The sequence below is a fragment of the Corallococcus exiguus genome, assembly GCF_009909105.1.
Classification (GTDB): domain Bacteria; phylum Myxococcota; class Myxococcia; order Myxococcales; family Myxococcaceae; genus Corallococcus; species Corallococcus exiguus.
The window spans coordinates 76,774-88,809 of record NZ_JAAAPK010000016.1; the positions used below are offsets into that span (position 1 = coordinate 76,774).

Consider the following 12,036-nt stretch of genomic DNA (forward strand, 5'->3'; position numbering starts at 1 on the left):
GTCCAAATCTAATAGACTTTTCAGGTCCATGACGTCCAGACTCCCGGATGGCGCCGCCGCGCCGAGCCCTGGCCCCGAGGAGTTCATGCCGACGCCCCCATCTGACAGTGAGCCGGCCCGCTCCCGGGTCGCACCGTTCCGCCATCCCCTGCCGCCCACGCCCCACCGGCCCCGACCCCTCTTCACCATCGAGGGCGTCCGCTACGAGGCCATTCGCGAACTGGTGCGGATGCAGACAGGGGAGGTGCTGATGCTCGCCCGCCGCTTTCCGGAACAAGGGGACACCCTGCCCGGACTCTGCTTCGTGCGGCGGCTGGCCAATCCCTCCACCACGCCGCGCCGCACGCGGCTGGGAGCGGAGATCCTGCTGGCCTTCCGGCTCCGTCACCCCGCCATCGCCCAGGTGTTCCATCGCAAGGTGCACCAGGACTCGCTGCACGTGGTCATGGAGTACGTCGACGGTCCCTCATTGGAGACACTGGTGAGCGCGAGCGTGGCGCGCGGCCAGCCCGTCTCCGAGTCCTTCGCCCTCTACGTGGGAGCGGAGCTTGCGGAAGCGCTGCACCACGCGCACACGCTGACGGATGACGCGGGCAAGCCGCTGGGAATCATCCACCGCGACGTCAATCCCCGGCACGTCTACGTGGGGATGCACGGCGAGGTGAAGCTCGTGAACTTCGGAGCGGCTTATTCGGTGGTCATCGGACGCGAGGAGTCACCCGCGAACCTGGTCCGGGGCGACGTGGCCTATGCCTCTCCCGAATACCTGGAGCGGCAGACACTGTCGCCACGCTCGGACGTCTTCAGCCTGGGCGTACTGCTGGTGGAGCTCTTCACCAGCAAGCATCTCTTCGACGTGCAGGACGTGCCCCGGCGGCCCGAGGGACTGCGCCCGTTGCAGATCGAGTTCCTCCCTTCCCTGCCACTGACGCAGATGCGGGTGTTGCTGGCCTGCTTCGGCCCGACGGACGTCGAGGCAGCGGTGGGACAGCTCTCACCGGATGTGAAGCAACTGCTGCACAGGGCCCTGCGCTCCGAGCCTGAAGAACGGTTCGCCACCGCGGCGGACCTGCGCGACGCCCTTCGCTCGGCCCTGGCCAGACGGCACCCGGGCTACGGGCGCCAGGAGGCCGCGGCGGAAGTCGCGCGGTTGCTGGCGGAGGGCCGCGTGCTCCGGGACGTGGTGGAGTTTGGCGAGGGCGGCCTCTTCGAGGAAGGCCCGGAGGAGGATTAGCGCCTCAACGCGCCAGGGCGGATGCGACATGGAGGAGTGCGTCCAGTTTCTCCGCGTCCAGCTTGCGCGCGAGGTGCAGCAGGCGTCGCAGGTCCGGCGCGTCGCCGTCTTCCCGGGGCGACTGCTTCTTCGAACCCTTGCGCACCTCGCCCGCTGGGGTCAGGCCCAACAGCGTTTCAGGGGAGACGCGCAGCTCCTGGCAGAGGCGATAGAGGGACGGGACGCTGGGCAGCATCTTGCCGCGCTCCAGGCGGCTGTAGACGGGGTGTACCAGTCCAATGCGCTCGGCGACTTCGGCCTGCGTCAGTCCCAGATGCTCGCGGGCGGCGCGCGCCGCCGTGCCAATGGTGATGCCGAGTTCTTCATTCATGGAGGGCACGCAGCGTATCCGAGATATGCGCTGGGGCCCCTCCGGCCTTCGCGAGGAGGCCGCATGCGCGAGACACATGAACCTGGAATGAGGACGCCATGAGGCCACCCCCCGCCATCCTGGCACCCGGGGCGGAGGTGCTGGGCTACACGGTGGAGCGCCAGCTGGGTCAGGGCGGCTTCGGCACGGTGTATCTCGCGAGCAACGCGGGACAGCCATTCGCCTTGAAGCTGCTGTACCTGCCGCGTGCAGGCGAGCGGGTGGAACGGGAGGTCTCCATCCTCCTGAAGCTTCACCACCCCCACGTCGTGAGCCTCCAGGGTTACGGGCTGTGGCCCCCACGCGAGCCGCGCTTCGCGATCATCGTGATGGAGTACGTGGACGGGCGCAGGTTGGACCTCTGGGCCGACGAGGAGAATCCCTCCGCGCGCCGGGTGACCCGGGTGTTGCTGGACGTGGCGCGGGCGCTCGCCGCGACGCATGCGGAGGGGGTGCTGCACCGGGACGTGAAGGAGGCCAACATCATGGTGCGCGCCTCGGACGGCCCGGCCAAGCTGTTGGACTTCGGCATTGGCGACTACACCGGCGCGCGTGACTTGACGGTGGACATCCTCCCACCCGCGACGCCGGAGTTCCGGGCGCCCGAAGCGTGGAGGTACTTCCGGCAGTATGCCCGGGTGCTCGGGGCCCGCTACGAGGCGGGCGCGGCGGATGACCTCTGGGCGCTGGGCGTGGTCCTCTACTGGCTGCTGACGGGGCGCAGGCCTTTCGATGGCGAGGACGACGCGGACTTCATCGAGGCCGTGCTCACGCGGACGCCCGTGCCACCGCATGAAGTGAACGAGCGCGTGCCACATGCGTTGAGCGACGTGTGCCTGCGGCTGCTGGAGAAGACACCCGAGACTCGCACACCGAGCGCCCTGGCCGTCGTGGCCGCGCTGGAGGAAGTCTTGCGGGGCGCGGACGCTGCGTGGGACGTGCCCCTGTGCGACGCGTTCGGTGAAGACACCGCGACGACGGAAAGCGCGCTGGACAGCGTCGAGAAGTGGATGAACCGTCCCCGCCACCGGCCCCGGCGGGGCATGCGCGCGCCGCCGGAGGCTCCACCGACTCCAGCCGGAGCCACGCCGCCGGAGACGACGGCGAAGCCACGACATTCCTTGCGCGCGTGGGCGGTGGTGGTGACGGCCCTGGTGCTGATCACCACGGGCGCGCTGCTGCTGCGCGGGGCAGCGGGGCCTTCAGGAGCAGTCACGCTTCGTCAGGAAGTAGCGCCCACTGACAAGTCGACTCAATCTGACCGGGCCGTGGCTCCCAACGGGACAGAGGCCATCACCGCGGCCGTCGCACTTCCCGCGACGCTCCAGGAGGTTGCCGCCACCGTGACGACGCAGCTGCCAGAAGCTCCCTATCTTCCACTCTCCTCGAAGCCCGCGAAGAAGGTCCGGAGCGTCATGACGCGTACGGCGGGCATGGTCACCTGCACTGCGTTGCTGGGATGCCCCGGTCCCCAGGTACGTCCACCCCCGCCGCCAGAGCCCTGCCCGGTGGGCGCGGTGAAGGCCATGAAGGAACGGGGCGTCCGTACTGGGGACAGTCACGGAGCCGTCTTCGTCTTCTCCAGTCCGCAGATCATTCGGGTCCACGAAGGCCCTGCTCAGGTGATCCTGGTCGGCCCTTGGAATGATCTACCGAGCAACACTGAGCTGTCAGGCCGGCTCATCGTGAGGGACCGCGTCTATGGGCGCCTGACGTGGGCGACAACGCCGAAGGGTGACAGCTTTCCGGTGTGCCTGGACCTCCTCTCGGAGGAAGGAGACCGGGGAATGGCGAGGGAGCCTGGAGACGACTCCCCCACGAGTGCCCGCATCTACACGACCGCGGGTGTGAAGGCGGTACGTGAGTTCGAGTAGTAGGGATTGCCTGGGAGAAACCGCCGAGTGCCCTCTTCATCCACCGTCGTACTCCTGGGACTCCTGTTCACAAGTGCGGCGGCGTTCGCGCAGTCCGAGGTCCTGGCCTCCGGCCCGGGCGCACGCCGCATCGAACTGAGTCCAGACGAGAGTCCTTCCGCCTCCGAAATCATGATCAGCGCGGGCCTCTCCACGGGCTTCTATTTCGATTCGGACCTGAGGCGGGACGGAATGGAGCTGGAGGGAAGGGAGCGCTTCTCCCTGGTGGACATGGGGCAGGCCACGCTCCGCTTGATTCCGTCCTCGCGCGTGGTTCCAGGCGAGCGTTTCCGGCTGGTCGTGCGCTTCAAGGACGGTGCGGCACCGGTGAGCGCGACCTTTCTCCTGCGGGTGCATCCCGCGAAGGCGGAGCCCCTCGTCGAAGTCTATCGCGGGACACGAACGCTCGAGACCTATCAGCAGGAGGTCCAAGAGGTTCGTGCGGAGCTGGCGCGATGCCAGGAAGAGAACTCCCGGCTGGTGGCCGAACATGAGGCCCCCAGCGGGCTGACGGGGCTGCTCGCCACCCAGGCCCTTGATAAGAATGGTGTGACCGCACGGACCGTGACCAAGGACATCCATCCGTCTCATGACGATGCTCTGGCGGCCATCCTCGTCACGACCTACCGCACCAAGGGGGCTGTTGCCGTGGTCGTCCAGTTGGCGACGAAGGCAGGCGCACGCCCCTGGAGCACGAAGGGAGCAACGCTCCGGGGCAAGACCGGAGCGGAGTTGAAGGTCCTCCGCGTCTGGCAGCAACAGCTCATCCCCCTGGGTGAGGCCCGAAGCATCGTGGTCGAGGCCGAAGCTCCTGATGCTGGTGTCCAGGGACCGTACTCCCTCAAGCTCTGGGAGGACGGACCGCGCACCATCACGCTGGGCAACGTGACGTTTCCATAATCACAGCTGCGTTTGGGCTCCGCACAATGGAGAGCATTCGGAGACGGACCCTGGTGACGGAAGACCTTCAGAAGCTCGTCGCGAAGTTCGCGCAGCATGCGGCGGCGCAAACCGATGCCATCTGGCGAGGCGACGCGAACGCCGCGAACAAGCACGCGGATGAATCCATTGCGGCGTTCAAACGGATGAGGACCCACGGCGATGTCGGTCGGGACGCGCTCGCAACTCTCTTCACCCATCCACGGATGGATGTTCGAACGGCAGCGGCGGCACTGCTCCTGCGGTATCGCACCGCCGAAGCCAAGGCCGTGTTGGAGGAGGCTGCGAAGGGCAAGGGGCTGATCCCCTTCGAAGCGAAGGAGGCACTGAAGCGCTGGGAAGAAGGGACCTGGTCCCTGGACCCCGCGTGAGCGAAACCACCCGCTACGCCCCACCTCCCTGCCACGTCAGCATCCCGATCACGCCCACGTCGCGAGCCCCCCCTGCGTGGAACCTCCAGGGCACCGCGACTCCGAACTCCAGGGACTTCAGCGGGCGCGCCAGCAGCCCCGGTGACAGGAGCACGGTGGACGTACCATCCTCGTCCCTCCACCCCGCCTCCACCATCGGCCGCAGTGGTCCCAAGGCCAGCACCGCTCCGGCCGCGAAGTCCGGATGCAGCTCGTTCCCCAGACCGCGCACCCCGGGCAGCTCCTCCGCCTTCAATTGGAGGTTGAAGCCCACCGGCCCCACGTCCTGATACGCCAGCAGGTACGGCGCGAAGCCCGGGCGGAACCGGTCGTCCGTCATGTCGCGCGTGGCCTCCAGGTCCATGCCCACGCTCAATGTGAAGCCCCGCCGGCTGTCATTGATCAGCGCCAGGCCGATGCCCGCCTCCGCCGTATCCAACCCGCGTGGATCCTCCGGCGTCGTCAGCGCCACCTTCGCTTCCACCTGCACGCGGTCACTCAGGCCGTACTCGCCGCGCACCGGCAACTCGAAGCGCGTCTCATCGCCCTGACGCGTCCACTCCAGCCCCGTGCCCAGCTCCACCTGCCCCCGCTGCTGCGGGGGTGCTCCATCTCCGAGGAAGAACTCCTGCACCCGCCCCTGCACCCCTTCCGCCGCCACCGCCGGCACCGAGAAGAGGCCCAGGAGTCCCACCGAGACGAGCCACCGTCCGTTCGCCATGCCCGTACGGTGGACACGGCCCTCATGCCCCGGGGACTCCCCACCGTGCCCGCCACCGCTCGGCTGCCTGCCCGCTTCAGGAACAACCCAATGCGCTGGCGCTCCGCGTGGGGGCTTGCATCACCGTGCGTGAGGGTGGCAAGCCTGCGCTCCCACTTCTTCGAGATCAACCATGACCCTCCCCTCTGCTCGACACACCGTGGCCCTGCTGGCCCTGAGCCTCACCGCCTGTGGCGGCAAGGACGTGCGCCCCGGTGATGAGAACCCCAACCCCGTCACCGACCCCTGCGAGGAGAGCAACTCCATCGACCCGGCCAGCGGGACGTGCGCGCCCCTGCGGTTGCAGTGCGCTCGGGACCTGAGCGGCTTCAAGACCGACCGCTACGTCTGGCGCGACCGCGACTGTCACGTGCGCTCCGTGTCGCTCGTGCGCAACGACGCGGCGGATCCCGCGGGCTGGAACGGCGGCTACATCCGCCGCTACACCTACGAGGTCGCGGGCGCCGAGCGCACCTGCGACGGCCAGAGTTCCCAGGTGCCCGGCTGGGGCATGGTGACCAGCCACCTGAAGGACGGCCAGACGTGGGGCGCCTGGACGCAGGACGTGCGCGGCTCCGGCCGCTTCGTCTTCAAGGGCGCGCACCACGCTCTGCACGAACTGAAGTGGCCGCTGTCGCTGGATGGCCGCGTGGTGCAGGTGACCGTGCAGTACCTGTTCGCCACCGGCCGGGACCACCCGCTGTATGCCATCACCCACGACGCTTCCGGCTTCCCCGCGAACCAGATTGAAGCCGACGTGCGCTCGCCCTACGGCGACCTCGCCTTCGACGGCAACGCCAGCACGGACATCGCCGGCCTGGGCTGGGGCGACCGCTATCGTTTCGTCACGCTGTCCTCCCCCGTGACGATGAACACCGGCTGGGACTACCGCGAACCCAACGTCGTCCCCTACACGCGCATGTGGACCGCCGCGCCGGACGCGGAGATGGGCGCGGTGCAGACCCAGACGTGGGAACAGAAACCCGCGGGCGGCTACTGGCTGTATCCGGAGTGGGGCACGCGCCACGCCAACGGCCCCATGCCCGTGGACTACAACTGGCCCTACCAGCTCAACCAGTACGAGCTGCCCTCCGTCACCAACTCCCACCGGCTCGCGTGGGGCAGCAACTTCGGCGCGGTGGGCCTGTCGCAGTACCCGCGCCTGGGTGATGACGGCGTGATGCTCTCCGGCCACCCCTACCAGAGCTATTCCGTCTTCATGGTGCTGGGTACGCACACGGCCAGCCCCGTGCTGTCGCTCGTGTCGGAGGTGGAGGCCTGGCAGGGCGTGAAGCTCACCGCCTCCGAGGGCACCGTGCGCACGCGCGGCCCGGGCGGCGTGGGCCGGACCGACTCCGTCACCTACGACGTCGCCGGATACAACCCCGTCTACGCCACGTGGGAAGCGGACGCCGCCTCCAACCGCGTGACTCTGGCGTTCGACACCGCGGGGCGCACGCTCGCGCGACCCATGGTGGTGGTGCACGGCTACACCGCCGCCACGGCGCCGACGACGGTCACCCTGGACGGCAAGTCGCTCACCGCGGACACGGACTACTTCGCGTCCGTGGATGCGGAGGGCAAGGCGCTCTGGCTCACGCTCCAGCGCGACCTGAAGGGCGCCGCCACCCTGAAGGTGGAGTAGCTCCACGCACGGGACAGGCCCCTGGCACCCTCACGAGTGCCCGGGGCCTTCCCTTCCGTGCTTCACGCTGGAGCGTCAGTCCGCGGAGCCGCTGCCGCCGTAGCCCTGCGGGGCCTCCGAGCGCAGCCGCTGCCACTCGGCGCGGGCGTCCTGCTCCACGCGTTTCTGCTCGTCCACGCGGCGCCGGGCGTCCTCCACCTCGCGCTTGGTCTCCGCGACGACGGACATGAAGTTCGCCTCGGACATGTTCTTGGCGCGCACGTCCCCGCTGCGCTCCAGCGCCTTGAACTGGGCCAGGTTGAGCTCCGATTCCGCCACCTTCAGCTCGGCGGCGCGCAGGTCCTTCTCCGCCTTGGCGGTGTCCGTCTTGCGGTCGTGCCAGGCCACCTCGGCGTCCGCGGCGACGCGCCCCGCCTCGGCGCCCTGGAGCCGGATCTTCGCCGACGCGATGGGGCTCTGCTGGCCGGTGGCCTCGGCGGCCTTCACGGCGGCCTTCTCCGCCTCCATGCGGCTCTTGGCGGCGTCGCCATTGCGGCGGGCCACTTCCGAGGCGCGCTCGGCGTCACGCACCGCCACCTCGGCGCGCGTCACGTTGTCGGCGGCCTTGGTGCGGGCCAGCTGCGCGTCACGCACCGCGCCCAGCTGGTCCTCGGGGACGCGCGCCATCATCGCGTCGTCCACTCGCGCGGCCTTCGAGCTGCCGCAGCCGGCGAGGAACGTCATGGACGCCCCCAACGCCAGTCCCACCACCCAGTGACGCTTCGTCCTGTTCTGGAACATGCTCTCGATCCCCCGTACGAAGATGACTGGGGAAGAACCTAGACACGCCCCCGCTACGCGACAGGTGCCACGGACGCCGCCGTTGCCTCTGGAATCCGCCCGCGACCGGGCCGGCCGAGGAGCAGGCAGGCTGGGCCCCATTTCCTCTCCGCGCCGTTGCCGTCCCGCACTTTCGTCACGGGGCATGTCCCAACCCGGACGGGGTGCGTGTCTCAAGGTCGCGCGAACGACGCGCCACCAGGGAGAGGGACCACATGAAGCGAACCGGATGGGGATTCGTGCTGGGGACGAGCTGCGCGCTGATGGTCGCGGCCTGCGGCGCCGGCACCGAGGACTTCGAAAACACCGAGGGCACCGAGTCCGTGAAGATGAGCATCTCGCTCGCGGGTGACGCGTGCGGCGTCACGTCAGCCGCGGCGACCGTGAGCGCGCAGGACCTCCCGCCTTCGTACCCCCAATCCCTCTACGTGGGGAACGGCTACATCGAAGGCTACCTGAGCAACATCCCTGTCGGGCCCCGGCGCGTCGTGGAGGTGAGGGCCTACAACCGGGCGGGGCTGGAGGTGTACGCCGGCAGCACGGCCGTGGACGTGTACCAGGGCTCCGTGGCGTACGCGCAGCTCCAGCTGAAGCGCAATCAGCAGAACTGCCCAGGCACCGGGACGGGCGACATCTACATCATCGGCACGCTGGAGGGCACCGGTCCGTCCCAGGACGCGGGCTACGACGCGGGCCCCGGTCCGTTCGATGCGGGGCCGTTCTACGACGCAGGCAGCGCGTTCGACGCGGGCAGCGCGTTCGACGCGGGATAGAACGCGTGGAGGCGTTGTAGCGCTCAGGTGCCCCGGCCGTAGAACCACGCGGTGAGGGCCAGGCGGGTCGCATGAGCGGGCATCACCTCGTGCTCCAGCCGCTCGCTCAGGAACACCACCAGGCGGTCCAGCACCGGCGCCACCTCCACCGGGGCGCCGGTGTCCTCCGGGAACAGGCGCAGCACGCCCCCGTGCTCCGGCTTCCAATCGGCGTTCGCGTACCAGATGGCGGTGAGCCGGCGATTGAACTGGCCCGGGAACGCGTCGCGGTGACGGGCGTAGTGCGCACCGCCGCCGGGGTAGCAGGCGAGCTGCAAATCGAAGCGCACCAGCCCCAGGTACGCACCCGCGGACACGGCCTCCCCCAGCGACTGGAAGCGAAGCCGCAGGGCTTCGAGCTCGGGGGCGGCGCCGGGCAGCACCCACTCGATGTGGTCGCCACGCACGGACGTATCGAACGTGTGATTGGCGCCGCGCCGGATGCCCGCGGGCTTCAGCATCCCGGCCTCCACTCGCGCGAGCGCCGCGGCCCGTGCCGCCAGCGCTCGCGCCTCGCCAAGGAAGGCGTCCCGAACGAAGTATCCCTGGGAACCCAGGGCCTCCGCCTCCACGTCCGTCAGCTCCATCCTGCGTGACTCCTTCGCGAGTCCCTGTCCGGAAGCCCGCGTCCGACACGCTGCACCAGGATGCCCCCGCTCCGGAAGCGGGTAGACTTTCCCCCATGGCGAAGAACGTCACGCGAGCCCTCTCCCTCCTCGCCGCGGTCGCGCTCGGCGCGCTGGGGGCCTGGGTGCTGCTACGCCCCACGTCCCCCCGGCTGCCGGACACGGCGGCGGTGGTGGAGCAGATGCGGGAGGTGGCCCGGCTGGAGACGCTGGACGTGTCCCTCTACAAGAAGGTCACGTTCACGCCGGAGCCCCAGGCCACGGATGCGCTGTGGAAGGACGTGCTGCTCTGGGCCAGCTACACGCTCCAGAACCCGCACGGCCGCGCCATCGTGTTCGCGGACGCGCACCTGGGGTTCGACTTCCAGCGCTTCGACTCGAGCCACCTGCGCGCCGTGGGCACGCGAGTGGACGTGCTGCTGCCTCCGATGCAGGTGACGGTGGCCTTGCGGCCCGGTGAGACGGAGATCATCGACTCCAACCTGGACAGCGCGCAGACGGCGCAGCTGCTGGAGAAGGCGCGTCTGGCGTTTGAAAAAGAGGTGCGGCAGGACCGGCGCCTCCAGGAGAAGGCGCGTCAGTCCGCGGAGCGCTCGCTGCGGGGGCTGCTGCTCACGCTGGGTTTCCGTGAGGTGCGGTTCGTGGAGACCTTGCCGGTGGGGAGCGCGGGATGACGGAACGGTTGGAGCTGATTCAGGGAGACATCACGCGCATCACGGCGGACGCAATCGTGAACGCGGCGAACTCCGGCCTGTCGGGTGGCGGCGGCGTGGACGGTGCCATCCACCGCGCGGCGGGTCCGGAGCTGGTCGCGGAGTGCCGCACGGTGGGCCGCTGTCCCACCGGAGAGGCCCGCATCACAAAGGGCTACCGGCTGCCCGCGGCCCACGTCATCCACGCGGTGGGTCCTTCGTGGTGGGGCGGGGATCGCGGCGAGGATGAGTTGCTGGCTTCGTGCTACCGGAGCACGTTCGCGCTGATGGAGCAGCACGGGCTGCGCACGGTGGCCTTCCCCGCCATCTCCACGGGCGCCTACGGCTTCCCCATTGAACGGGCCGCGCCCATTGCCCTGCGGGAGATCCGCGCGGCCCTGGCGCGGCGGCCAGAGCTGGAGCGCGTCACCGTGGTCCTCTTCAGCGAGCAGGACTTGAAGGCGTATCAGCGGGCACTCGGCGCGTAGGTCACGCGCTCCGCAACACATCACCTTCCAGTACGAACGACCCGGGCACCCCGTCCGGCGCGTGCCCCAACGTGGCGAGCCTCCGCACCGACTCACCATCCGAGTCGCGGCACAGGAGCGCCACCTCGCGCCGGCCCAGGCTCACGCGCAGCGGTCCTCCGCCCGTGGCGGCATCCAGCCTGCGGCGCTGTGCCTTCGTGAGCAGCCGTGCGCCGTCATGCCCGTCGCCGCCTGCCACCGCCCAGATGCCGGAGAACGCCTCCGCCAGCCGCACCTCGCCCTGGTCGATGACGACGGGCCGCACGTCCGCGGGTCGCAGCTCCAGGTTGTGCCACGCCGCCGCGTCCACCGCTTCGAGCGTGAGCCCTGCTTCCTTCAGCGCGGAGGCCGGCAGGTAGCGCACGAACTCCGCGTCCTCCAGCACGTAGAAGACCTCCAGCCCCGCGGCCCCCGGACGAAACAGCGCGCCCTGGGTCCCCGCCACGAAGCCCTGGGGCCGCAGCACCGGGCGCAGCGCGTCCAATGACATCCCCGCAGGCCCCACGCCCGAGGACAATCCGCCCAGCCGTGAGGCCAGCGCCTCCACGTGCGCGGTGAGCCCCTGCGTGCCCGGTGCCTCCTGATACGCGGCATACAGCGAGCCCACGTCCACACGGCCCACGCCACCCGAGGCCAGCTTCACCAACAGGTCGCGGCCCTGGCGCCGGAACGCCACGCCCGCGCGGCCCAACGCGGCGGTGAGCGCGGCGGTGAACTCCGGACGCAGCACCTGCTCCTCGGGCGCGGGCGGCGGAGGCAGGTCCGCGGCCTCCAGCTCCGCGCGCAGCAGCTTCGCCTCCGCGTCGAAGGGGTCCCGCTCCACGGCCTCCGCCACGTAGGCGCGGGCGCGTGCACCCTCTCCCTGCCGCAGCGCGAGCACGGCCAGCACCTTGAGGGCCTCCGGGTCGCCGGGGCTCAGGACCAGCGCTTCCCGCAGCTCGGCTTCCGCCTCCCGGTGCCGCTCCAGGCCCAGCAGCGCTCGCGCGAGCCCCAGGCGCACCTGGAGGTCCTTGGGGAAGTCACGCCGCAGGGCCTGCATCAACGGCAGGGCTTCGCGCTGCGCGTCCGCGTTGACCAGCGCATGCGCCACGGTGAGACGCAGCGTGGGTCCAGGCGTGCGCGCGGCCTCGTCACGCAGCGCCTCCAGCTCCGCGCCGCTGAGCACTTCACCCGCCTCCACCTTGCGGCGCAGGCGCTCCAGTTCCGCCGGGGAAATCACGCGCGGACTCTACCCCCTCCGACCTCCTCAC

Annotated in this window: 13 protein-coding genes; 8 read left to right on the forward strand and 5 right to left on the reverse strand. The window is 69.8% G+C overall.

The genetic code is table 11. The annotated features are described in order from the left end of the window. Positions 1–85: 85 nt before the first annotated feature. Positions 86–1,234 (forward strand): serine/threonine-protein kinase, encoded by a 1,149-nt coding sequence (locus GTZ93_RS39625; RefSeq protein WP_161663335.1) that lies wholly within the window; start codon positions 86–88, stop codon positions 1,232–1,234. Between the two features lie 4 nt (positions 1,235–1,238). Here GTZ93_RS39625 and GTZ93_RS39630 read toward each other — a convergent pair whose 3' ends face one another. After that, complete coding sequence (locus GTZ93_RS39630; RefSeq protein ID WP_139923665.1) at positions 1,239–1,604, reverse strand: helix-turn-helix domain-containing protein; 366 nt, start codon at positions 1,602–1,604, stop codon at positions 1,239–1,241. Between the two features lie 98 nt (positions 1,605–1,702). Here GTZ93_RS39630 and GTZ93_RS39635 point away from each other — a divergent pair, with 98 nt between their 5' ends. The 3 genes from GTZ93_RS39635 to GTZ93_RS39645 are packed head-to-tail and all read left to right on the forward strand — an operon-like array spanning position 1,703 to position 4,866. Further along, positions 1,703–3,517 carry a serine/threonine-protein kinase gene (locus tag GTZ93_RS39635; protein WP_139923667.1) on the forward strand — a complete coding sequence of 605 codons (1,815 nt, stop codon included), beginning with the start codon at positions 1,703–1,705 and terminating at the stop codon, positions 3,515–3,517. A gap of 27 nt (positions 3,518–3,544) precedes the next feature. Continuing rightward, positions 3,545–4,456, forward strand: a complete 912-nt coding sequence (locus tag GTZ93_RS39640) for a DUF2381 family protein (protein WP_139923669.1) — start codon at positions 3,545–3,547, stop codon at positions 4,454–4,456. A 53-nt stretch (positions 4,457–4,509) separates the two neighbouring features. Then, positions 4,510–4,866 carry a DUF2019 domain-containing protein gene (locus GTZ93_RS39645; RefSeq protein WP_257979542.1) on the forward strand — a complete coding sequence of 119 codons (357 nt, stop codon included), beginning with the start codon at positions 4,510–4,512 and terminating at the stop codon, positions 4,864–4,866. Positions 4,867–4,879: 13 nt separating this feature from the next. Here the strand turns inward: GTZ93_RS39645 and GTZ93_RS39650 are convergent, their stop codons facing one another. Beyond that, on the reverse strand, positions 4,880–5,626 hold the full coding sequence (locus GTZ93_RS39650) for a hypothetical protein (RefSeq protein ID WP_161663330.1): 747 nt from the start codon (positions 5,624–5,626) through the stop codon (positions 4,880–4,882). 172 nt (positions 5,627–5,798) lie between these two features. Between GTZ93_RS39650 and GTZ93_RS39655 the strand changes: the two genes are divergently transcribed. Further along, the gene (locus tag GTZ93_RS39655) at positions 5,799–7,310 is read left to right on the forward strand and encodes a hypothetical protein (protein WP_139919900.1); all 1,512 of its coding nucleotides are present in this window, start codon (positions 5,799–5,801) and stop codon (positions 7,308–7,310) included. Between the two features lie 75 nt (positions 7,311–7,385). Here the strand turns inward: GTZ93_RS39655 and GTZ93_RS39660 are convergent, their stop codons facing one another. Beyond that, a complete protein-coding gene (locus tag GTZ93_RS39660) occupies positions 7,386–8,090 on the reverse strand; it encodes a hypothetical protein (protein ID WP_139919899.1) in 705 nt (234 codons plus the stop codon). Positions 8,091–8,344: 254 nt separating this feature from the next. On the opposite strand from GTZ93_RS39660, the gene GTZ93_RS39665 reads away from it, so the two are divergent. Next, positions 8,345–8,902, forward strand: a complete 558-nt coding sequence (locus GTZ93_RS39665; protein WP_139919898.1) for a hypothetical protein — start codon at positions 8,345–8,347, stop codon at positions 8,900–8,902. A 23-nt stretch (positions 8,903–8,925) separates the two neighbouring features. Here the strand turns inward: GTZ93_RS39665 and GTZ93_RS39670 are convergent, their stop codons facing one another. Further along, positions 8,926–9,528: a 2OG-Fe(II) oxygenase gene (locus GTZ93_RS39670; RefSeq protein ID WP_139919897.1), complete on the reverse strand. Its 603-nt coding sequence runs from the start codon at positions 9,526–9,528 to the stop codon at positions 8,926–8,928. A 95-nt stretch (positions 9,529–9,623) separates the two neighbouring features. Between GTZ93_RS39670 and GTZ93_RS39675 the strand changes: the two genes are divergently transcribed. Then, positions 9,624–10,241 (forward strand): DUF4230 domain-containing protein, encoded by a 618-nt coding sequence (locus GTZ93_RS39675; RefSeq protein ID WP_139919896.1) that lies wholly within the window; start codon positions 9,624–9,626, stop codon positions 10,239–10,241. Then, the gene (locus GTZ93_RS39680; RefSeq protein WP_139919895.1) at positions 10,238–10,747 is read left to right on the forward strand and encodes an O-acetyl-ADP-ribose deacetylase; all 510 of its coding nucleotides are present in this window, start codon (positions 10,238–10,240) and stop codon (positions 10,745–10,747) included. Before GTZ93_RS39675 ends, GTZ93_RS39680 begins: the two co-directional genes overlap by 4 nt. Before the next feature lies 1 nt (position 10,748). On the opposite strand, the gene GTZ93_RS39685 is transcribed toward GTZ93_RS39680, so the two are convergent. Then, on the reverse strand, positions 10,749–12,005 hold the full coding sequence (locus GTZ93_RS39685) for a tetratricopeptide repeat protein (protein WP_139919894.1): 1,257 nt from the start codon (positions 12,003–12,005) through the stop codon (positions 10,749–10,751). Positions 12,006–12,036: the final 31 nt, after the last annotated feature.